The sequence below is a fragment of the Paenibacillus sp. CCS19 genome (assembly GCF_033239625.1).
In the GTDB taxonomy this organism is placed as follows: Bacteria; Bacillota; Bacilli; order Paenibacillales; family Paenibacillaceae; genus Paenibacillus_T.
On sequence record NZ_BTCK01000006.1, the window covers coordinates 57,349 to 80,728 of the forward strand.

Sequence of the window (23,380 nt, forward strand, 5' to 3'; positions counted from 1 at the left end):
TAATGTGATGAGTTCAACTGCCATCAGAATTCAAAATCAAGCGCCGACCCTGCGGAAACGACTGTCTGCGCTTGTGCAGCTCGTTTCATCAGCTTCAAGTCTCCAATAAGTGTCGATGGGGCAGCGACAAGCTGCTCGAGCAGCAGCCGATAATCGGATGCAAGCTGCTCCACCGTCGATCGACGGAACAGAGCGACGGCATAAGTAATCCACAGGAGCATGCCATCCGGGTTGTCCCACGCCTGGAAGACGAGATCGAATCGTGTCAGTCGCTCTTCCAGTCGATGAGAGGTTAACGCTACCCCCTCTATCGAGGCGTGCGGGATTTCGAGATTTTGCAGAACAAACATCGTATCGAACAGCGGGTTGCGCGACGTATCTCGTATGCCAAGCCTTCGGACAAGCGTCTCGAATGGGTAGGCGCTGTGCGCATAATCTTCCATGACAGCTTGCTTCACTAGGCTCACGAACTCGTCAAACGGCAAGTGCTCGCGTACAAGTTGGCGATGAGCCAGCGTATGAACGAACATGCCGACCATCTCGGCTGCGTCTGGATGGCTTCGTCCTGCGTGCAGTGACCCTACCATCCAGTCATGCTCACCGGTCGTCCGGCTAAGAAGCACGTAATACGCAGCAAGCAAAGTCAGATGAACAGTCGCGCCGCATTGAAGCGCAAGCTGTCGCAAGCCATCAGCAAGCGAGCTTTCCCACTGAATGGCAATCGTATCGCCGGCGAATTGCCGCATCGCCCCGCGCGAATAGTCGATGGGCAGCTCGCGGCTGCTCTGTCTATCGGAGAAGCGGCCAAGCCAATGTGCTTCTGCTTCCGCCATTCGGTCCTGCTGTTCATAACCGCTCGTCAGCAGCCATTCGCTGTAGTCTTTGTATTGGAGTCGAAGCGGTGCAAGCTGACGTTCGGCAAGCAGCGCCATCAAATCTTGAAGCAATAACCCTAACGACATGCCGTCCGCGATAAGGTGATGCAGCTGGATGAACAACATCGTGCGTCCATCAGACCAATCAATCCAATCCGCACGCAGCAGCGGGGCTTGCTCGACCAAGAACGTATGGCTCATGAAATCGGCGATATCAGAGAGCTGCTCAATCGGCAGCGACAGCCTATTGAGATGAAAAGGCACCTGCTCATCAATCTGCTGCACCAGCTCACCTTCCTGCCAGCCGAACGACGTTCGCAGCGGTTCATGCCGATCGATTAGCTTGCGCAGCGCGGACTCGAAACGATCAGCTTGCGCGAACTCGCCGCTTACCCAGAGGGCGAAAGGAAGAATGTATAAGGCGCCTGCCTGTCTCGATTTCTCGACCGCATAGACGCGTCGCTGCGCAGGAGAGGCTCGGTATGCTGCAGCCTTCGTTGCAGGTGTAATCGGCTCTAGCGCCCGATGCTGCCTTTCCCGTTCGATCAGGGCAGCCATAGCTGCAAGCGAATCATGATGAACAAGCTGCTCAAGCGGAAGATCAACGCCGAATTGCTCGTACAATAACGAGCCAAGCTTAGCCGCTTTCAAGGAATGTCCACCGATCTCGAAGAAGCGGTCATGTCGCCCGATGTTATCGACGGATATGACCCTCGACCATAATCGCGCTAAATCTTTCTCTGCTTCGCTGCGCGGTGATTCGAATATCTCTCTTTCCATCATTGCAGCAGCTTCGGCAGCGCTCGGCAGCGCCTTTCGATCAGGTTTGCCATTGATCGTGAGAGGAATGACCGGAAGGCTTACCCACAGTCCGGGCAGCATATGGCGCGGCAGCTTGGCGGCAAGGCTGGCGGCAAGCTCCTTCCAACTCCGTGTCTCCTCGCCGGTGTAATAGGCGATCAGGACCTGCTCCCCGCGCTCATCCGGCTTCGCCGCAACGACAGCCGTCTCGACGCCCTTCAAGCTGCGTACCGCAAGCGCTACTTCCTCTGTCTCGATTCGGAAGCCGCGAATCTTCACCTGCTGGTCGATTCGTCCTAGAAACTCTATATCTCCCATTTCAGTCCATCGTGCCAAATCCCCAGTTCGGTAGACGCGTGTGCCATCCTCTGGCAGTAGGACGAATCGTTCAGCCGTCAACTCCGGTCGATTCCAATAACCTTGCGCCAATCCGATCCCGCCTACGCACAGCTCGCCTGCCATACCTGCAGGCAGCCGCTGCAGCCTGCTGTTTACGATCGTGACGGTCATATTCGGCAGCGGTCTCCCGATGGGGACGATCGAGCGTATCGGCGTCGCTGAACCTTCAGCAACAGTCGGCTTAGGGCTTTCCCAGATGGTTGCACATACGGTCGTTTCCGTCGGGCCATAGGCATTATAGTAGCGAAGCTTACCGCTCCATCTGGCAGGCAGCTCGGGGTGGGCTTCGGAACCAGCTGTAATAAGCGTGCGAAGGCTCGGAATTCGGTCTGGTTCAAGCTGTGATGCATAAGAAGGCGGCAAGGTAGCCGCAGTTACACGCTGTTCACGCAGCAGCGCTTCGAACGATCTCGAATCCGCAATCTGATTGGGCTTGGCTATAACTAGCGATGCTCCTGTCAGCAGCGCCATCGTGATTTCCCAGATGGAAGCATCAAAGGAAGCGCTTGCAAACTGGATGATGCGGTCTTCCGGGCCAATGCCCATTGTCTGTTTGAACAAGTTGGTTAGATTAATGACGCCGCGATGTCCGATCATGACGCCCTTCGGTCGTCCGGTCGATCCTGAGGTGAACAGCAGATAGGCCAGCGCATTCGGCTCTGCAGCACCATTGCTGCGGTTGTTGTCGAAGTGTAGTACTGAGGAAGTCATTGAGGTTATAAACTCACGGATGTGGAAATAGGCCCCTGTCCAATTCATTGGACTGCCGCGATCACCGATACAAGCTGCCGCTTCGCTGTCGCTTAGCATAGCTTCGATCCGTTCAGCCGGATAGGCAGGATCGATAGGCACATATACACAGCCGACATGTAATATTCCTAGAAATGCAGCAAGCCAAGGAGCTGATCGCTCCATCATAACGGCAATTCGATCTCCTCGTTTGAAGCCTCCGGCACGCAGCCGTATCGCCACGTTCAGCGCATGGAGATGAAGCTCCTTGTATGACCATTCCGTGCCATCATCTACGACAGCAGGACGGTCTGGCTGCTGGAATACAAGCCGCTCGAATACATCCGTTATGGAAGATTCCGGATCGAAATCGTGAACCGTCTCGTTCCACGCAGCCTGCCTATCTTTCTCGTGATCGGCTAGTAAATCCATCTGCGCTAGCGGGACTCGAAGCTCAGTGCGAACGGTTTCGGATAAAACTCGCACATAAGTCTCTGCAAGCGTTGCAAGAAGTGTCGAACTATAATAGGCCGTTCCTATCAGCTCGATACGTAATCGACAATCGTCATCATTACCCACCTTTAAAATCAAATCCGCCTCATCTTCTTGTGTTGCGATTGCGCCATGGAGCGGCTCATATACGAACCGAATCCTGCTAATCTCACTAGGAAATTGGTCTCTGATCGATTGAAACAGCCGTTCATCGTGTGACTGATGCTTATAACACAGCTTTACTGTTTCTAAGTTCCGCTGCAATACATCTCTAATGTTTTCCGTTCCCGAACCCTTTCGAAACCGAATCGGCAGCCAATCAACGACGTTTTCACACATTTTCGTGTCCTCAGAGGCAACCTTCGGACGTATTGCCGGCATGGCAATAACGAGATCCGCTTCTTCGATTGCAAGTGCAGAAAACGTTTCCGATAATGCGGTCAACAAAAAAACAGCTTTCAAATCTTCTCGGTTCTTGCAATATCGATCGACCTGATCGTATTCGGATAGCCATCGACATACACGAGAGGACTGCTGCCCTGGATGCGGCTTCATATCGGGCATGATCACCTGATCGGCTTGCCAGTCTGCCAGCAGCTCGGACCAAAAATCGCGAATTTGCCCCTCGGTTATTCGATCATCCGACAAATGTTGATTCAAAGCTTGTTCATCCCCTCTCTCGAGTATGAGTGCGTTGCACCAGCATTTCGACAATTGCTAACAAGTTCACATTCTGACAAATATGACTATAGTTAGATCGTTTAACCATGTTCGTTTCGTTCTGATTGTAATCATAGTTGGAAATTTGGTCAATAGGTCTGGCTATCTTCCAAGCCACATAGCTGGACATGACGATTATTCTCAATTTCTAAGAATAAAGATGTTCTATCATGATGCAATGTTGTAATAAATGAATACTTCCTACACAAGTGAGCGAAGAACTGTTACAGCACACGATACATTAATATTTTTACAAACCCATTTATTAACATACTAATATTTGATTCCAATAATGTTTCAGTGTTAAACTTTTGTGAAAAAAGACAGAAAAAAACCTGCAGCATATGCCGCAGGTTATCCAAAGTATATTTTAAAAAAGGGGGTCGAGTTCTAGTATAGACCGATGATGTTAAGGAAAGATGTTAAACGCATTACAATCAGATTACAAAAAATAAAGCGTTTACGTCTGCTCTTGGCTATGCCTTCTCGCTGGCATTGTGCCATGCGACCATTCGGCAGCCGCCTCCATGTCGTCCTCCCATTCGTCCAGCAGCATCGCTTCCTTGCGATCTGTGAACAGCAGGCGTCGATTCGCCCGCTCTACGCTTTGCTCCTTACGCGATTGATGCAATCGAATCCAGCTCCCTTACGTCAGTCGTCTGCCGTGAAGACGGCATTTCGCTATCCGTATTGTTTCCGAATTCGGGTAAAGTAACCGCCCTGCGACAAGAAGTTAGCTGTTCGGAGCTTGGTTTGAACTTGGACTGTCCAGAATTAGGGTAACCGGCCCCCAATTGACCAAGGATACATCCATCATAGCGCCAAAACGACCTGTTTCGACATGAAGCCCTGCATCGCGCAGCAGCGCATTGAATCGATCGTACAGCGCCTCTGCAGGCTCAGGACGAGCCGCTGCCATGAAGTTCGGACGTTTGCCATTGCGGCAATCGCCGTACAGCGTAAACTGCGAAATCGACAGGATGGATCCGCCGACGTCCTGAATGGATAAATTCATTTTCCCGGCGTCATCTTCGAAAATGCGCAAACCGGCGATTTTGTCCGCCAGCCATTTCGCGTCTTTCTCCGTATCATCATGTGTGACGCCGACGAGCAGCACAAGACCGTGGTCGATCGCGCCAACGGTTGTGCCGTCTACTTCTACCGATGCTTGCTTGCTGCGCTGTAATACAACTCTCATATTCTTCTGCCCTCAATCTTAAAACCGCCTGCCCAATTGGGCAGGCAGTCGTATAATGTGCTATTGCATAATCCGCTGAACGGAATAAATATCTTTGACGCGTTTGATCTTCTCGACGACGGATTCCAAATGCTGTACGTTCCGAATAAGGATGGTCATATGGATCATCGCCATCTTGTTCTTCACCGCACGGCTTGTCACCGCCGAAATATTCGTCTTGCTCTCGGATACGGCCTGCAGCACCTCGTTCAGAACGCCTCTGCGGTCATGGCCCGTAATCTCGATATCGACGCTGTAATTCGCCTCAATCGATTCTTCCCACTCGACCTCAATAACGCGATCCGCCTCTTCGCCTTCGCCTGATGCCGGAATGTTCGTGCAGTCCAGTCGATGCACGGATACGCCGCGGCCGCGTGTAATATAGCCGATAATATCATCGCCCGGAACGGGATTGCAGCAGCGTGCGAATCGAACGAGCAGGTTGTCGATGCCTTTGACAGTGACACCGTAATTCGGTCGATTGCGTTTCGCGCCAGGCGACTTCATCTCATGCGGCTCGTTGGACAGCTCGATGAGACTTGCTTCCTCCGCCTCTTTGCGAAGCTTCTCGGTCAGCTTGGAGCATACCTGCGCTGCTGTTATCCCGTTGAAGCCGATAGCGGAGAGCATATCTTCTATATCGTTGAATGTGAATTTCGTCGCAACTTCCTGCAGCTTATCTTCCGTCAGCCATACCGAAGCTTCGAGTCCTAGACGCTTGATCTCGCGCTCCAGCAGCTCGCGGCCCTTCGCCACATTCTCGTCGCGTTTCTCTTTCTTGAACCACTGCTTGATCTTGCTGCGCGCATGGGATGATTGTGCGATCTTCACCCAATCCTGTGAAGGACCGTACGAATGTTTCGAGGTGAGAATCTCGACGATATCCCCCGTCTTCAGCTTATGATCAAGCGGGACGATACGGCCGTTGACCTTCGCGCCGATCGTACGGTTGCCGACCTCCGTATGCACGCGGTAAGCAAAGTCCAGCGGCACGGAGCCGGCTGGCAGCTCGAACACTTCGCCTTTGGGCGAGAACACGAATACAAGATCGGAGAAAAAGTCCATCTTCAGCGATTCGACAAATTCCGAAGCATCCTTCGCGTCCTGCTGAAGCTCAACGATTTCGCGGAACCAGGACATTTTATCCTCGAAATTACCGCCTGCTACAACATGCGAACTGCCTTCCTTGTATGCCCAGTGAGCAGCAACGCCGTATTCGCTCGTCCGGTGCATGTCCCATGTCCGGATTTGCACCTCGGTCGGTTCCCCATTAGGCCCAATGACGGTCGTATGGAGCGACTGATACATGTTCGTCTTCGGCATCGCGATATAGTCTTTGAAACGGCCTGGCATCGGTCTCCACAACGTATGAATAATGCCAAGCGTCGCGTAGCAGTCTTTAATATTGTCGACAATAATGCGAATAGCAAGCAGATCATAAATCTCGTTGAACTGCTTGTTCTTGATCGTCATTTTCTTATAAATGCTGTAGATATGTTTCGGACGGCCGGAAATGTCGCCTTCGATGCCCATTTCCTCCATCTTCTCGAATATTCGTGCAATTACGTCCGCGATATATCGTTCCCGCTCGGTCCGTTTCTTCTTCATCAAGTTGGCGATCCGATAATATTGCTGCGGGTTCAAGTAACGGAGTGCAATATCCTCCATCTCCCACTTGATCGCACTGATACCGAGCCGATGCGCAATGGGACAAAAGATTTCAAGCGTCTCATACGCGATGCGGCGCTGCGCCTCTTCCGACTGGAATTTCAGCGTACGCATATTGTGGAGCCGGTCGGCAAGCTTGATGAGAATAACGCGAATGTCCTGTGCCATTGCGACGAACATTTTGCGATAGTTCTCGTTCTGCTGCTCTTCCTTCGACCGGAATTGGATTTTCTCTAGCTTCGTCAGGCCATCGACCAGCATCGCACACGTGTCGCCGAACCGCGCGCGCACCGCACTTAACTCGACGGTCGTGTCTTCGACAACATCATGCAGCAGCGCCGCAATAATCGACATCACGTCCATCTGCATGTCGACAAGAATTTCTGCTACAGCAACGGGGTGCAAAATGTACGGCTCACCCGATTTACGGACTTGGCCGTAATGCGCCTGCTCCGCAAAAGCATAAGCTTCGCGCACATGCAGCAGATCCTGTTCCTTCATGTAGGTCGATGCCTTTTCAAGTAACTGCTCTATGCCCATGCAACGTCCCTTTCCGAAACGAGTCGAATTCCCCCCGTTTGCCCTAATCAAACGATCTCTGTCGTACACGATTCATTCATAATGGATTAAAGCTATTATGCCTGTTAAACCAACGCGGCGTCAACTCTTAGACTGTGGATAGCTGTTGTGCGCTTTTACCTGTATAAAAGAAACACGCCCATTATGGACGTGTCTTGATAGTAAACGAAACTCAACTTGTTTGTGTAAACTTACTGGGTCTAGCTGAGAATTAATACGTAATGAGTGAGTTAATTTCAATGCCGCTGCCGAGCTTCTCGCGGCCTGGCAGGTAACCAAGCTCAATCAGGAACGATGCGCCGACCACTTCGCCGCCAAGCTGGCGGATCAGATTGATCGTCGTTGCGATCGTACCGCCTGTGGCAAGCAGGTCGTCCGCAATAAGAACGCGTTGACCTGGCTTGATCGCATCCGTATGAATCGCAAGGCTGTCGTTGCCATATTCGAGATCATAGCTTGCTTGCACCGTGTCGAATGGCAGCTTGCCTGGCTTGCGAACAGGAACGAACCCTACGCCCATCGAGATTGCAAGCGGAGCGCCAATAACGAAGCCGCGCGCTTCCGGACCGGCTACTACGTCGATCTCCAAATGTTCTACTGCAGCCTTCATCGCTTCGATAGCTGCACGATAAGCAGGGCCATTCTGAAGCAAGGTCGTAATATCTTTGAAACGGATACCCGGCTGCGGGTAGTCGTGGATGACGCGAATGTAGTCTTTGAAATTCATGAAGCTTAACTTCCTCTCATTATATAATCAAAATGCGTGTTCATAAGTTGTTGAACAACCTCTCAAACAAGTGCTCAGTCGATGCGTATAAAATGCCATTGGACTCGATCTGACGCTTCGCCTTGATATAAGCTTGCGCTGTCGACAGCTCCGCCTTTACAGGCGTCTCCGCGACGGTGATGATCCCGGAACTGCGAGAGATGAATGCAAGCTCCTCGAACACGTCCAGCATCATCGATACGATGGTTGGCGGCCAGCCGATCTGCTGCGCCAGCCGCTCGGCCAACCCGCTCTCCGGCGCTTGCCCGAGCCGACGAAGCAGCTGGTACGCTGCGCCGAAATCCCCGCGTTCAGGGAAAGCTGTCTTCCCAGACCTGTCGCCCCGTTCATTCGGCCGTTTCCCATACAGTAGATGGACGGATTGCAGCTTCTTAAGCTTGACCATGGTCAGCTGCAGCGCTTCTGCCGAAGGCGGCAGCCCATACACGATAGCCTCGACAAACGGATGCGATTCTAACAATGCATCCTCATAATGACCGATATAATAATGCTCCGACACCGCATCGGTTCTTGCGCAAGCTGCTGCCGTCTCGCGAACTGCGTCTTCGCTTGTCAGGACAATCGTTCTTCTGCCGCTTCGGCTGGCCGTCTCCAGCAGACGTCTCAGCGCTGCATAAGGTTCACGCTCATCCCGCCAGTCGAACAGCTGAACCTTCTCCACTCTTAAATCTTGGATGAACAGCTGCGGCTTCCGATTGCCATTCCATTCATTCACAGCAAGCTCACCAACGAGATCGACCGATGCGCCATGCGCCATCCGCTCGGCCAGCTCGCCAAACCCGAAGCCGACTGCCTCAAGCTTCGTTCCGCTGCCAACCGTCAGCCGCAAGTGCTTGTGATCTTTACCCATCGTTCGTTTGTCTGTAATCGGCTGCGCCGTCAGCAGAAACCGGGGAGCTGGATTCCCTGCTCCAAAAGGTTCGAGCAGCCCGAGCTGGTCGATCGTATCCAACGTAATATCCGAAGCCGCGCAGCAAATATCGACTGACGTTCTCGGTACCCAATCCTCTGGCGTAAGCCATGCGTTCGCCGATTGAATCAAGCTTGCTTCGAACGCTTCAAGACGCTCGCGATGCAAGCTCATCCCTGCCGCAGCTTGGTGGCCGCCAAAATGGTCGAACAGTTCCGCGCACTCATTGAGCGCCGCATGCAAGTCGAAGCCGTCAATCGATCTTGCCGAGCCTTTGCACATGCCTGTCTCCGCATCAATGCCGAGCACTACCGTCGGCTTGTAATGCCGATCGAGCAGCTTGGACGCGACGATGCCGATAACGCCAGCATTCCAGCCTTCGCCTGCGACGACAATGACCGATGGCTCCGGCAATCCGGCTTCCGCTGCCGCGCGGCACTTGTCCGACCACTGCTGCTTCGCTTGTTCTACGATTACTTCTACGATGCCCTGCCGCTCTCGGTTGAGCGTATCGAGCCTCGCCGCCATCGCATCGGCAGATTCCCGGTCCGGCGTAGTCAACAGCTCTACTGCGCCGTTCGCATGATCAAGCCGTCCGCTCGCATTGATGCGCGGCGCCATCGCGAATGCCACATTCGTAGCGGTCACTTTAAGAATATCGAAACCAGCGATTTCCGCCAGTGATCGAAAACCTGGACGCGTGCTCGTCGCCATCGTCTGCAGACCTAACTTCACGAGTATGCGATTCTCTCCTGTAAGCGGCATAACGTCCGCAATCGTACCGAGCGCAGCGATGTCCGTCAGATCAAGCGGCGGTTCGCCAAGCAGTGCAGTCGCGAGCTTGAACGCAACGCCGACGCCTGCTAGAGATGAATAAGGATAAGTGCAGCTTTCCTGTTTCGGATTAATAATGGCGTACGCATCAGGAAGAATGTCCGGCGGCTCATGGTGATCCGTCACGACCACATCGATACCGAGGCTATTGGCGTATGCAACCTCATCAACAGCACTAATTCCAGTATCTACTGTGATAAACAGCTTTACCCCCGCTTCGGCTGCAAGATCAACGGCGCCATTGTTCATGCCATACCCTTCGCGCGTCCGATGCGGAATGTAGTAGTCGAAATTAGCGCCAAGCCGATTTAGCAAATGTATCATAAGCGACGTACTGGATACCCCGTCAGCATCGTAGTCACCATAAATGCGAATACGTTCTCCGCTTGCGATCGCGCGGCGAATTCGCTCTACTGCAGCGGTCATTCCGTGCAGTTTGTATGGATCATGCAGCAATTCTTTGCCGCCTCGGAGAAAAGACTCCGCTTCATCCGCCGTCTCGATGCCTCGTCCGACGAGCAATCGAGCAACAAGCGAAGGAATCCCGAGCAGCTTGGAGAGACTGCTGGCCGCCTCTTCGCGGCTCTCCGTCCATTCCGGCTCTGACCACCGTGTTTTCGATAGAATCATCGGCGTCTCATTCCCCCTTGGGAAAAACAGGGGCTGTTCCGCCCCTGTTGACCCCGAATATTAAAAATCTAAATTAATTTATAAACATTAAAACCAATTTCTCTACCCACCTAAATCCTCCCTGCTAGGGTGGACCCCCGGGGTTTCCAACCCCGGGACCCCGGATAGGGATGGTGGCGAAACTGAGGCGTTAATACGATGCTGCGTGCTGAGAGTCATGTACCCCTGTGGGGTACAACTCTTGTTCGAGCAAGATCGCACTCACTTCTTTAGGAAGAACCTTACAAATGTTCAACCACATGCAAAGACGCTGCTATTGCAGCAGCGTCGGCATATGGTCTTGATTGGGATCGTGGTTCGATTTGTACGGATAACCAGGATCGTATGGTTCGACGTAGACCGTCGTTTCTGTTACATGGAAGAACCTTTTCATAATAAGCTCTTTGATTCGCTTCGCGATCTCATGTCCTTCGAGCACGGAAATACGCGGATTCACGCTTATGACGATATGAACTACAATATAATGCCCGTGCTCCCGCGCACGCAGCGATTCAACCGTTACAACGCCTTCGACACGCTGAACGATTTCCATAATGGCAGAAACCTGTTCCTCGTGCCCCAGCGGCATACTGCGACGATTCGCTGTGAGCTGAAGCAAACAGCCATATCCCTTATACACAATGATGAGGGCAACGAACATGGCAGCTATTGGATCGGCTGCTTCAAGTGCAGGCATCCCAGCGTAATCTGCTATAGCCGCACATCCTGCACCAGCGACCGTCACTGCCGAAGCTAGACGATCGAGCAGTTGTTTGCCTACAGCAGGAACCAGCCATTCCTTCAAGACGAGCGCAACCAGAGCAAATGCAGCAGCGGTCCAGTCCGGCACTGCGGACGATTCCGACGACCAGCTGCGGAATGCTTCCAATCCGATCTCGACGCCAAGGAGCAGCGTTATCGCTGACACGATTATAACCGCGGCCGCGCCGCTGCTCTCTGGATTTTTCATTCGGGTCGTGCTGCGCTCATCGATGTGGTAGCTGTACGCTAACGATTCAGCGCCGTTGGCGATCGATCGAATCGAATCCGCCATTAATGCCGTGCTTCCTGACAGAAGCGCGCAAGCCGCCTTGCCAAGCGCCAATGCTCCATTACCCCATATCCCTGCGCGCATGGCAGAGAATCGCTTGTCCGATAATTGATTAGCGCTCATGTAATTCCCCTCTTACGATGCAGCAGGCGTCTTGACTGTTTTGCTTTGCTTCTTGCCATCGCCGCGAAGCATCAGCCACAGCGGGCTTGCGATGCAGACAGAAGAGTAAGCGCCGCTCGCCAGACCGATCAGCTTCGCCAGAGCGAACAGCTTGATCGATTCGCTGCCGAACAGGTAAAGGCAGGCAGCCACGATCAATACCGTAAGTACGGTATAGACGTTACGTGCCATCGTCTGCCACAAGCTCGCGTTTACAAGCTCAGCGAGCTGCTCTTTATTTTTCTGCTTGCTGAAACGCAGGTTCTCGCGAATACGGTCGAAGATAACGATTTTATCGTTGATCGAATAACCGATTGTCGTCAGAACAGCCGCGATAAACGGCAAGTTAACTTCCAGCTGGAAGATCGAGAACAAAGCAATAACGACGAAAGCGTCATACAGAATCGCAATGTTAGCCGCAAGCGCGAAACGCCATTCGAAGCGAATCATCACGTAGAGCATAATGGCGATGCTGGCGATAATGATCGCATAGATCGTTTTCTTGCCGAGCTCCTGCGCCATATCCGGGGACACGACGTTCGTCTCTGCCGATACTTGGTCGCCATATGTGGCTTTGAGACCTGTCATGATCTCCGTTACCTTCGCTTGCTCCAGTACGTCATCAAAACGAACGGAGATTCGCGAGTTGTTCGAGCCGCCAACCGTCGTATCTACATCCTCGTAGCCCAGCTTAGTCAACTCAGCCTTCGCATCAGCTTGCGTAATGGTTTTGCCGACTTCGATATCCATGTTCGTACCGGCTTTAAAGTCGACACCAAAGTTCATTTGGAAGAAAATCAGAGATAGAATCCCGATAACGACAAGTGCAATCGATGCACCGAAAAATTTCTTCTGATGCTTAATGAAGTCAAAACGGATTTTGGTATGAAACTTCTCGTTATAGTGCACGGATTTCTTCCTCCTTCACGCCGTAGTAGCTTGGTTTCTTGAACTTGTTGCTCCGAATGAGCAGGTGAATAAGGAACCGGGAAAAGAAGATGTTCGTAACGATACTTACGAGAATACTGAAGATCATTGTAAGCGCAAAGCCGCGAATCGCACCGTTACCGATGACATACAGCACGACGCTTGCGATAATGTTTGTGATATTCGCGTCCATAATCGTACGCAGCGAGTTTTTGGAACCTGCTTTGAGCGAGGACAGCAAGCTCTTGCCGCTGCGAATTTCTTCTTTAATCCGTTCGTACATAATGATGTTAGCGTCTACTGCCATACCAACACCAAGCACGAATGCGGCGATACCCGGCAGGGTAAGCGTTGCGTTCATCAGCTTGAATACGAGAAGGAGCAGCCAGACATACGAGATGACTGTAATGCCGGCAACAACACCAGGTACACGGAACAAAATGATCAGGAATACGAGAACGATCGCCGAACCGATAATGCCTGCTTCAACCGTTTGATGGAGCGACTGCTCACCGAGCTTTGCGCCTACGCTCTGCGTGTACTTCTCCGTCAGCTTAAGCGGAAGGGCGCCGAGGTTAATCGTATCCCGGAGTTTCTTTGCTTCTTCCAGCGTGTAGTTGCCGCTGATTTGTGCAGTACCGCCAGGAATCGCATAGTTAACCATTGGATCGGACAGCATCGTGTCATCCAGATAGATCGACATCTTCTGTCCAATGAGTTTCGTCGTTACATCTTCGAATTTCTTTGCATCTTTCAGTTTGATCGTAATCATAGGGTTACCCAGCTCGTCCCGAACGACGTCTGCACCGTTCTGTACAAAGTCCGTACCCGTCAGTACCGTCTCGCCTTGCGGATTACGGAACGTCAGGTTGACAGGCTTCTTAAGCATGTCGCGCACTTCGTCTTCGTTCGTTACGCCAGCCAGCTTCACGCGAATCCGGTTGCTGCCTTCTGTCGTAATCTCAGGCTCTGTAATGCCTTTCGAGTCGATCCGTTCTTCGAGGCTCTTCGCCGTTTGCTTCAACGACTCCTGCGTTACCTCTACGCCGCCTTCAAGCGGTGATGCCTCATACAAAACCTCGAATCCGCCTTTCAAGTCCAAACCTAACTTGATGTCCTTGACCAGCCCTGGGGTTGTCCAAGCGAAAACGCCTGCCATAATGACGATAATACCCAGGAAGGCTACCAACCTGCTGCTGCCTTTCATAGACGAATGATCCCCCTTATATTCACAATAGTCCTATTATACCGAGGAGGTAAAATGCAGTCAAAAAAAAGACCGTTTCTATATCAGAAACGGCTGCCTCGGTAAGCGTTCAACGTCATCTGATTCATGAATGTCGTCGCCTTCAGCGACAAAATGTCGTTCACAACCGTGTGCAGCGCAGGTACACCGCTCTTGCTGTACTTGCCGCTCACACAAGCCCAAACTTCCTCTGCCTCAACGTGCTCGTAGCCGATCAGCCGAAATTCCGCCGCCTTGCTCTCGCACAGCGTTTGCACCATTTCATCGAATTCTTCATCGGTCATCGCCCGCTCTTCCTCTCCATTGCCGCAATAGCTTATCCCTTGATGGGCAACACCTTTGTATTCGCCCTTATGCATGCAATATCCTTCTGGCAAATATGAGAAACCTGCTTCGCACTCATTCGAAGATTATGTAAGCCTGGCAATCTATAATTTCTTATTGGGTTGAAAACCGATTGGACATGCGCTATTCGCTGTCTGCATAAGGATGAATATAGGCTTGTATCACAAGGAGAAGTTTTACTATTTGAAAAGAGGGAAGCATGTGACGAAACAATCGTTCATCAAAGGCGCCTTGATATTGCTGCTGGCAGGCGTTATCAATCGACTGCTGGGCTTCGTTCCACGCATCGTCCTGCCGCGCATTATGGGAGCAGAGGGTGTTGGCATTTACCAACTGGGCTATCCGTTCCTATCGGTCATGCTGACGATTGTCGTCGGTGGCATCCCGCTTGCTGTAGCGAAGTGGATCGCGGAAGCCGAATCGCTCGGCGATACGCGGCGAGTCAAGACGATATTCCGTACCGCCATGACATTGACGGTTACACTGTCCTTATCGCTCACTGCGCTGCTTGTTTTATTCGCACCTATGATAGCTACGAATATTTTGCCCGATGCAAGGGTTTATCAAACGTTTCTATGTATGACGCCGCTGGTTACGATTATTGGCGTTTCGTCGATTTACCGCGCTTATTTCCAAGGCAAACATAACATGATCCCTACAGCAGCTTCACAAGTGACAGAAACCATTATCCGCATCATCTTCCAGCTCATGCTTGCGGGGGCACTGCTTCCTTACGGATTGCAATGGGCTGCAGCAGGCGCGATGCTCGGAACCGTTGCCGGCGAAATCGCGGGGCTTGTCGTTACGCTTTATCACTATCATCGAGACCGCAGGCGACAACCAGATCCGATTGAACAGGCACCGGACACAACCGTTCCTTCTTTATATAAACGCCGTCCTGCCGAACCTCCTGTCCTTCGCCGATTGATGCATTTGTCCGTACCGGTGACGGGCAGCCGGCTGGTCGGATCGCTGTCATACTTGCTGGAGACGATCTTTACGAATCGAAGTCTCGCTGCGGCGGGCATTGCGATCGGTGCAGCAACTTCGCAATACGGCGCTCTGCAAGGGATGATTGTCCCGCTCGTGCTGCTGCCTACCGCGCTTACCTATTCCTTATCGATTTCGTTGATCCCGACATTATCGGAAGCTGCGGCTAGAGGAGATCGCGAGCTTATTCACCGCCGCATGCATCAGTCGCTGCGGTTATCCCTTGTGACAGGCGCACCATTCGTTGTGGTCATGACACTTTTCGCTGAACCGCTATGCAGACTCATTTATAACCATGCCGACATTGCGCCGCTTCTGCGTCTTATTGCCCCTTTCGGCATGTTCATTTATTTGCAAGGACCGCTTCAAGCCGCACTCCAAGCGTTGGAGAAACCAGGGACGGCACTAATGAATACTTTCATCGGTGCCGGCATTAAGCTTGTGCTTATCATTCAGCTGGCATCGAACCCTCAGCTTGGTATTTATGGCGCTGCGATTGCCATTTGCATCAATATCGTGATCGTAACCGCACTGCATGGATGGAGCGTTGCCCGTTTCGTCGGCTATCGGATCAAATTATTAGATTTTGTAAAGGTCGGAACAGCAATGACCATTATGGGCGCCTTCGCCCTATGGCTCATGAAAGGCGCTTGGCTGCCGCATGAAGCACTCAATCTCATGCTCGCATCCATTGGCGGCATTGTGCTTTATCTCATCATCATGTTGCTGACAGGTATCGTCGATCGTTATGACGCTGTACGATTACCGATCATTGGCCGCTTTTTCAAATAGAGGCGCATAGCTGTTAACGACTGCGCTTCGTGTCCACATACCATCTGCCGCGATGATCGATCGTGCAGAAGAATACTTCCTTGAAGTCGTTCACGCCTTGCTGCTGCAATTCATTTTTGAGCCAGAAACGTGTCTTCTCCATCTTCGTCAAATTATCATCTTGAACCTTGCCGTCCATAATGAGCGGAACGGGGAGCATCTCAAATCGATATCGGTTTGGAAAGATCGGGTCCTTCGATTCCTGCGGCTTGTCCTTGAATATAGAAGCGGCCGACGATCGATCCTGTTCTTTCTTAATAACGGACAGCTTGCCGCTCGTCTCAAGGATGGCAAACTCTACCTCGCTAACGGAGCTGATACCGTTCTCTCGAAGCTGCAGCATGAGATCGTCTAAGTTGTAACGTCCGCTATGCATGACATGTCGATCCAGTTCTCCGTTCTGAACAATGATGCTCGGCTTGCCATCAAACAACAGCCGAAGCTTGCGGTTCTTCATCGTAATGTAGGATATCGCAATTTGCAGCAGCATGAGCAGCGCCATTGGATATACCCCATGCCACATCGAGCGCTCCGTATCTTCAATGACAATGACCGCAATCTCGGCAATCATGAAGGAGATGACAAGGTCAAGCACCGACATTTTGCCGATTTCACGCTTGCCCATTAAGCGCATGACAATAAAAACAACGAAGTAAATCAGAACCGTTCGAAGGAATAAGCTCCCGAATTCTGCCGCTTCCACACTTAACGCCCTCCTCTTCGCTGTAAGCTGTTTAAGCTGTATCCGACTTGTAGAAGTATTCTCACCTTCACCCTGTACCGTCATGCCTCTGTCAGCATTCGAATTTATGGCAAGACGACTGATAATACCTCTATCAAGGCATTTCGTGGATATGCGGTAAAAGTCAGGCATGCGCTTGTACTAAATGAATGGACAGAACCATACAGTGGAAGTAAGTCATCATTCGTACGAACTGTTCGACATTCACTATTTCAATTGAGGGGGTACATCACTCGTGAATCCAATTAAAAATGTATCCAAGGTGAACGTCTCTTCACCGATGCTGGGCGGCGCACTGACTGCTTGTATTTGGCTAGGAGCCGGCGCATTGCTGCTATCGCTCATTCTGAAATTCAGCAGCATGCAGGAAACCTCTCTGCCGATGTATGCAATGACCATACACGGCTGCGCTTCCTTCGCAGGCGGCTTCGCTTCTGGCAAACGTTCAGGCCGCAAAGGCTGGTACTTCGGCGGCGGACTTGGCATTCTCTACGCGTTGATCATTATTCTGATTGGCTTCCTCTCCGTTAATGCTGGCTTCTCCTCGCATACATGGAATTTGCTTGCGGTCGTTATACCAGCAGGCGCGATTGGCGGCATGATTGGCGTTAATTTGAAGAAATAAATCACGTTTGCGATTGTCCCCCTGTTTTGTGTTATACTAATGCAGGCACTTTGGGCTTGGCTGCATTACTTCATTAGGGGGATCCTGCATGGTTTTGTTTGACAATATGGGGAGCGTAACGTTATACACCGTCCTTGTCGTCACCGCGCTTCTTACATATGGCGTTGCTGGAAATCCGTTTGCTGTCGGGCTGGATTTTCTGAAAAATATGATTACATCGCCGAAGTATTTCATTCACTTTGTTGCTCTGCTTGCCATATTGTTCCTGAACAAGAGTGAAATGCACATCGAACGAAACATGGATTATTCCGCTAACTTCACGCATTGGTTCAAATCCATTGAAGGCAGTTTCGTTGCTAATCTACAGCATGCTTTCGAGAATACAGCCTTAACAACTGGACTTGTTTTCTTATATGTCGTCGTTCTTCAATCGCTTATTGTCGCATCGATCTTAATGTACTCGTATCGAAGCAAATCGAAGGAAATGTTTTATGCAACATGTTACGCCATCATGCTGAATTACTTTATCGCGATACCGTTCTTCTTATTCTTCCCGATCAACGAGGTCTGGTCTTACGATTCGAATGTAAAGTTTCTTATGTTAGAGGCATTTCCCAAATTCGAGACGGAATATCGTCCGCTGTCCGGTCTGAACAACTGTTTCCCAAGCCTTCATACGTCGATCTCGACCACGCTTGCGATTCTCGCCGTAAAGTCAGGCAATAAGAAATGGGCGGTTCTAGTCTGCACTTGCGCGCTGTTAACGATCTTCTCCATCTTCTATCTGGGCATCCATTGGCTGATCGATATGTTCGGCGGACTCATGCTTGCAACGTTCGCTTCCGTAGTAGGTTTGAAGCTCGCGAAGATGAATGTGCTTCGTCTGCCCGAACAATTGCCAAGCCGCTTGTTCGCAAGAGAAGAAGTCAAATAACAGAAGGGTTCTACCCTTCACGATTACACGCAAAAAAGGTTGAGCCGCTATTAGCTGCTCAACCTTTTCTCGTTCCAGAGAACTATTCAGCGGATTTATCCGCCTTCTCCAGCTTCTCCGACGGAGCTGGCGCGCTCGTCAGTACGCTGCTGATTGCGCTGCGTTCGAACGTCAGCTTAACCGTATCATTGACGCGCAATACAACCGTATCGCTGTTCAGTTCAACGATTGTGCCATGCAAACCGCCGATTGTTGCGATTTTATCGCCCTTCTTCAGCTGGTTCATCATCGCATTACGCGTTTTCGTCTTACGCTGCTGCGGTCTCAGTAGTAGGAAATAAAATACCGCGAACATGAGAACGAATGGGAGTACAAGACCCCAAATACCGCCGCCTGAACTAGAGGCTTCTGCTGCTAGATACATACGAATTCCTCCTTTTTAAAATCCTCTTTCATTGTCATTCAGACCATACTTCGCGAAAAATTCATCCCGGAAATCAAGCAGCCGGTCATCCATAATCGCTTGTCGTACATCCTTCATGAGCTTAATCAGGAAATGCAAGTTATGGTACGTCGTCAATCGAATACCGAAAGTTTCGTCGGCCTTGATTAGATGACGGATGTACGCACGAGAGTAGTTGCGGCACGTATAGCAGTCGCAGTTCGGATCGAGCGGGCCAAAATCGTCTTGGAACTTCGCATTGCGAATAACAAGACGCCCTTCGCTTGTCATGGTTGTACCATTCCGAGCGATACGAGTCGGCAATACGCAATCGAACATGTCGATGCCGCGAATCGAGCCTTCAAGTAGAGCATCTGGCGATCCGACGCCCATCAAGTAACGAGGTTTGTCAGCTGGCATTAGCGGCACAGTGACATCCAGCATCTCATACATGAGAGGCTTGGACTCTCCAACGCTCAAACCACCAATAGCATAACCTGGGAAATCCATAGCGGTCAATTGTTCTGCGCTCTGCTTGCGCAGATCCGCATACATACCGCCTTGAATAATCGCGAACAACGCTTGGTCATCCGGACGAGCATGCGCCTTCAGACAGCGCTCCGCCCAACGGGTAGTCCGTTCGAGCGAATTCTTCACATATTCGTAATCAGCCGGGTATGGCGGACACTCGTCGAACGCCATCATAATGTCCGGACCAAGCGCGTTCTGAATTTCCATTGCTACCTCTGGAGAAATGAACAGCTTGTCCCCGTTCAAGTGCGAACGGAACGTAACGCCCTCTTCGGTAATCTTACGCATGTTGGAAAGGCTGAACACTTGGAAGCCGCCGCTGTCCGTCAGAATTGGCCGGTCCCAGTTCATAAACTTATGCAGACCGCCTGCTTGCCGCACGATCTCATGGCCTGGACGAATAAATAGATGGTAGGTGTTGCTCAGAATGATCTGAGCATCCATCGACTTCAATTCTTCCGGACTCATCGTCTTTACGGTCGCCTGTGTACCTACTGGCATAAAGGTCGGCGTTTCGATTACGCCATGGGGCGTATGCACGCGGCCTAAGCGCGCACCCGACTGCTTGCAAACTTTAATTAATTCGTATTTAACTGCTGCCACGAACGTCCCTCTTCCGTATCCACTATATGATATGTTAGTCGTTATCTTAATCTTAATAAATAAACATGGCATCTCCGAAGCTGAAGAACCGATACCGCTGCTCTACCGCTTGTCGATAAGCTTCCATAATATGCTCGCGTCCTGCTATTGCGCTAACAAGCATGACCAGCGTTGACTTCGGCAGGTGAAAATTCGTCAGCAGCGCATCCACCAGCTTAAACGAATAGCCCGGGAAGATGAAAATATCGGTCCAACCGCTGCAAGCCTGCACTTGCTCACCTTCGAACCGCTGTGCGACGCTTTCGAGCGTACGAGCAGATGTTGTGCCCACAGCTACAATACGTCCGCCGCGCGCTTTGGTTTCATTCAATTGCTGTGCAGTTTCTTCCGACAGTTCATAATACTCGCTGTGCATCACATGCTCTTCGACGGTATCGACGCTCATCGGACGGAACGTGCCTAAGCCAACATGCAGCGTAATGTATCCGATGCGGACACCTTTATGCTTCAGCCGCTCTAGCAGCTCTTCTGTAAAATGAAGCCCTGCCGTCGGTGCCGCAGCCGAACCTTCATGCTTGGCATATACGGTCTGATAACGCTCGCGATCCTCCAGCTTCTCCTTGATGTAAGGCGGAAGCGGCATCTCGCCCAATCGGTCGAGCAGCTCGTTGAAAATGCCCTCGTATTCGAAGCGTACAATACGGCCGCCATGCTCGCCCTCTTCTTCAACAACAGCTGTGAGCAATGGGCTTCCGTCTGCTTCGCTGCCGAATGCAAGCACCGTTCCGACTTTCATCCGCTTCGCCGGCTTAGCGAGCGTTTCCCACCGATTATCGCCAAGCGCTTTAAGAAGCAGCAACTCCACCTTGGCGCCTGTATCCTGCTTCACGCCCATCAACCGGGCAGGCAGCACGCGCGTATCGTTCAGAATCAACAAATCGCCTTCACCCAGCATTTGCTCAATGTCTAGGAATTTACGGTGACCAACCTCGCCTGTCTGCTTGTTCAGCGTAAGAAGACGAGAACTCGTCCGCTCTACTAATGGCGTCTGAGCAATGAGCTCTTCCGGCAGTTCAAAATCAAATAAATCTACGTTCATCGTTTCCGTCCTAACTGATCAATAAACAGCTTGTCTGTTACTGTCCTTCGATCGTAATTCCATTATAGTAGTATTGCATGATATAGATGTAGTCATACCCAAGCTGTGCCAGCCCTTGCGCACCGTACTGCGATAGACCAACCCCGTGTCCATTGCCATAGCCGACAAAACGGAACTTCGGCTCCACCGTTGCCGCGCGGATCGTACCGTCTCCGCTCAGTACATAGTAGTTGGAGGATGCGAGCGTCTTGCCGTTTGCCCCCATGATATACATAGATCCCGACTGCTCTGGACGTTTGGTCGTTGCGCCATTCGCACCTTCGATATCTACACGCGCCGTCTCATCGATCTGGAAGCGCGTGCTAGGCAGACCGCCCATCAGCGTCCGATAGTTGACCGGAGATTTCGTAGATAGCGACGATCCGTTAATGCGCATGCCGATCACGCGGCCCGATTCGCCATAGTCCGCTTCAAGCGTTCGAATCGCCGACGTCCAGCCCGAAGATTTCTGGAGCGCCTCTGATGTATACGGACCGAGCACCCATGACATTTTGTTCGATTCGACGGATTGATCGATGAGGACGACCTGAGTCCCTTTCGCCAGCTTATCGACCAGCGCGATCGAGTCATTAACAACCGGGTTATCTCGTACTTTAACGCCATCGGTATTCGTCGTTAACACCTTAGCTCCAGCCGCATTCCTGCGCCCTGTGTCATTGAGCAGATCCTCGCGGATGTAACCGACAGCCCCGCTCGGAACAACAACCCGATACCACTGCATCAAGCCTTTCTCGGCATTCTGATCCGGACTCGGAACCGACTTCAAATAAGGAACCGCATTGCCCCAGATTTCAGTCGCGTCCGCGGTTTGGCCGCCTGCATTCGAAGAGAACAACGCTTCAATCGGCTTGCCGTTGTACATGGCAACCTTGCCAGCCGTCGCATTGACGGCATCCGTAGTCGTCTGTTTCTCCGCGCCTATGCCGCTGTACACTTGGCTGAGCTCCGTATCATTCACATGCGCAATCCCGAAGCCCATTCCTTGATAGAGCGCATAAGAGCGTGCCGCTACCGCCTGCGCCTTCAACGCCTCGCTTGCCCAAGTGGAGGGCATCTCAGAAGGAACGACGGAATACAAATATTGCTCGAACGGCAGCTCATTGATAACCGCCATCTTGCCGTTATACGAGCTTACCTCCATAGAACCGCGGTAAGTCCTTCCGCCCCGCTCCTGCAGCTTAATGCCGGAGCTTCCATCCGTCGACACCCATACCTTCGTGCCGCTTGCCGGGAACGAATAGGATGGATAAGTCTGCTTCGCAGTGCCCGATATCGTATTATCATCACGAATCAGCAGGTATGGCGTAGTTGTGTCTGCTTCGCGAAGCGCAGGAGCGCCTGCGACCTTGCTTGCATTCGACTTGATGGTTGCCAGCGCCGCTGAATCAGCTGCAGCCCCAACCATAACACTGTATGTACCCGCCTTGCGCATAGCTGGATAAGCGTCAATACCTGCGCTGCTAAACAGTTGAACAGCGCTGCGAGCAGCTGCTTCGCTTGCGTATGTGCCGCCTTCAAGATGAAGCGGACCCGTGAGCGATGCTTTGAGCGACCCCAGCAGCGATGCAACAGAGCCATCCTTCGTCCATTTATCCATGGCCGTCTTCGCTTCAGCAGCCGTATTATAGCTGCCTTCCGACACAACGTAATAAGACTTGCCGCTCTTCGAGACGGTTGTAATGGACGGCGAACCGCCCAATGCTTGTACCCGCTTCGAGATCGACTGCGCCGTATTGAAATCAGTTGTTTCTACTACTTTAACCTTATAATCGTCGAAAGCGAATCGTACAGGATCCTTCCCTGCAGTGAGCCAAGGCTCGACAGCCGAAGCCGTCCGCATGCCAATCTTAAGGCCCTCAGCTGACGTGAAAGTCGCAGTCGCTGTATTCAATCGATACTTTCCGGCTGATGCTTCAATGAATAGCGCGACTCGTATGTTATCCAGTTTAGGGACTGCCGCACCGACTGAAGGTGATTCCTGCCACACGGAGACGGACAATAGAAGCGCAGCTGATACAATAACGCCGAATACACGATTTTTCATTTTGGTTCGTTTAGCAGACACGTTGTAATAAGCACTCCTTCCTTCTTG

18 protein-coding genes are annotated in these 23,380 nt (G+C 51.6%); 3 read left to right on the plus strand and 15 right to left on the minus strand.

The genetic code is table 11. The features are described from left to right. Positions 1–23: 23 nt before the first annotated feature. The 10 genes from SBI19_RS06910 to SBI19_RS06955 all read right to left on the minus strand — a co-directional run bounded on the left by SBI19_RS06910 (position 24) and on the right by SBI19_RS06955 (position 14,445). Entirely contained in the window at positions 24–3,956 is a 3,933-nt protein-coding gene (locus SBI19_RS06910; protein ID WP_317966374.1) for an amino acid adenylation domain-containing protein, read from the minus strand. Between the two features lie 520 nt (positions 3,957–4,476). Continuing rightward, the gene (locus tag SBI19_RS06915) at positions 4,477–4,647 is read right to left on the minus strand and encodes a hypothetical protein (protein ID WP_317966376.1); all 171 of its coding nucleotides are present in this window, start codon (positions 4,645–4,647) and stop codon (positions 4,477–4,479) included. A 102-nt stretch (positions 4,648–4,749) separates the two neighbouring features. Beyond that, on the minus strand, positions 4,750–5,214 hold the full coding sequence (dtd, locus tag SBI19_RS06920) for a D-aminoacyl-tRNA deacylase (RefSeq protein ID WP_317966378.1): 465 nt from the start codon (positions 5,212–5,214) through the stop codon (positions 4,750–4,752). 60 nt (positions 5,215–5,274) lie between these two features. Continuing rightward, the gene (locus SBI19_RS06925) at positions 5,275–7,461 is read right to left on the minus strand and encodes a RelA/SpoT family protein (protein WP_317966380.1); all 2,187 of its coding nucleotides are present in this window, start codon (positions 7,459–7,461) and stop codon (positions 5,275–5,277) included. 250 nt (positions 7,462–7,711) lie between these two features. Then, on the minus strand, positions 7,712–8,227 hold the full coding sequence (locus tag SBI19_RS06930) for an adenine phosphoribosyltransferase (RefSeq protein ID WP_317966382.1): 516 nt from the start codon (positions 8,225–8,227) through the stop codon (positions 7,712–7,714). Between the two features lie 40 nt (positions 8,228–8,267). Further along, positions 8,268–10,661 (minus strand): single-stranded-DNA-specific exonuclease RecJ, encoded by a 2,394-nt coding sequence (gene recJ, locus SBI19_RS06935; protein ID WP_317966384.1) that lies wholly within the window; start codon positions 10,659–10,661, stop codon positions 8,268–8,270. Positions 10,662–10,974: 313 nt separating this feature from the next. Further along, positions 10,975–11,874, minus strand: a complete 900-nt coding sequence (locus SBI19_RS06940) for a cation diffusion facilitator family transporter (protein ID WP_317966386.1) — start codon at positions 11,872–11,874, stop codon at positions 10,975–10,977. A 12-nt stretch (positions 11,875–11,886) separates the two neighbouring features. After that, a complete protein-coding gene (gene secF, locus SBI19_RS06945; protein ID WP_317966388.1) occupies positions 11,887–12,822 on the minus strand; it encodes a protein translocase subunit SecF in 936 nt (311 codons plus the stop codon). Continuing rightward, positions 12,812–14,047, minus strand: coding sequence for a protein translocase subunit SecD (gene secD / locus SBI19_RS06950; RefSeq protein WP_317966390.1), 1,236 nt, complete (start codon positions 14,045–14,047; stop codon positions 12,812–12,814). Before secD ends, secF begins: the two co-directional genes overlap by 11 nt. 83 nt (positions 14,048–14,130) lie before the next feature. Then, positions 14,131–14,445, minus strand: coding sequence for a post-transcriptional regulator (locus tag SBI19_RS06955; RefSeq protein ID WP_317966392.1), 315 nt, complete (start codon positions 14,443–14,445; stop codon positions 14,131–14,133). A gap of 187 nt (positions 14,446–14,632) precedes the next feature. Here SBI19_RS06955 and spoVB point away from each other — a divergent pair, with 187 nt between their 5' ends. After that, a complete protein-coding gene (gene spoVB, locus SBI19_RS06960) occupies positions 14,633–16,213 on the plus strand; it encodes a stage V sporulation protein B (RefSeq protein WP_317966394.1) in 1,581 nt (526 codons plus the stop codon). 13 nt (positions 16,214–16,226) lie between these two features. On the opposite strand, the gene SBI19_RS06965 is transcribed toward spoVB, so the two are convergent. Continuing rightward, positions 16,227–16,955, minus strand: a complete 729-nt coding sequence (locus SBI19_RS06965; RefSeq protein WP_317966396.1) for a DUF421 domain-containing protein — start codon at positions 16,953–16,955, stop codon at positions 16,227–16,229. A gap of 274 nt (positions 16,956–17,229) precedes the next feature. Here SBI19_RS06965 and SBI19_RS06970 point away from each other — a divergent pair, with 274 nt between their 5' ends. Further along, complete coding sequence (locus SBI19_RS06970) at positions 17,230–17,619, plus strand: TIGR04086 family membrane protein (protein WP_317966398.1); 390 nt, start codon at positions 17,230–17,232, stop codon at positions 17,617–17,619. Positions 17,620–17,707: 88 nt separating this feature from the next. After that, positions 17,708–18,553 (plus strand): phosphatase PAP2 family protein, encoded by an 846-nt coding sequence (locus SBI19_RS06975; RefSeq protein WP_317966400.1) that lies wholly within the window; start codon positions 17,708–17,710, stop codon positions 18,551–18,553. A gap of 82 nt (positions 18,554–18,635) precedes the next feature. Here SBI19_RS06975 and yajC read toward each other — a convergent pair whose 3' ends face one another. From yajC to SBI19_RS06995, 4 genes are read right to left on the minus strand one after another with little or no spacing between them, the layout of a single operon-like run. Continuing rightward, positions 18,636–18,977 carry a preprotein translocase subunit YajC gene (gene yajC, locus SBI19_RS06980; RefSeq protein ID WP_317966402.1) on the minus strand — a complete coding sequence of 114 codons (342 nt, stop codon included), beginning with the start codon at positions 18,975–18,977 and terminating at the stop codon, positions 18,636–18,638. A gap of 15 nt (positions 18,978–18,992) precedes the next feature. After that, complete coding sequence (gene tgt, locus SBI19_RS06985; RefSeq protein ID WP_317966404.1) at positions 18,993–20,129, minus strand: tRNA guanosine(34) transglycosylase Tgt; 1,137 nt, start codon at positions 20,127–20,129, stop codon at positions 18,993–18,995. 52 nt (positions 20,130–20,181) lie between these two features. Continuing rightward, a complete protein-coding gene (gene queA / locus SBI19_RS06990) occupies positions 20,182–21,228 on the minus strand; it encodes a tRNA preQ1(34) S-adenosylmethionine ribosyltransferase-isomerase QueA (protein ID WP_317966406.1) in 1,047 nt (348 codons plus the stop codon). 37 nt (positions 21,229–21,265) lie between these two features. Continuing rightward, the gene (locus tag SBI19_RS06995; protein WP_317966408.1) at positions 21,266–23,353 is read right to left on the minus strand and encodes a SpoIID/LytB domain-containing protein; all 2,088 of its coding nucleotides are present in this window, start codon (positions 23,351–23,353) and stop codon (positions 21,266–21,268) included. Positions 23,354–23,380: the final 27 nt, after the last annotated feature.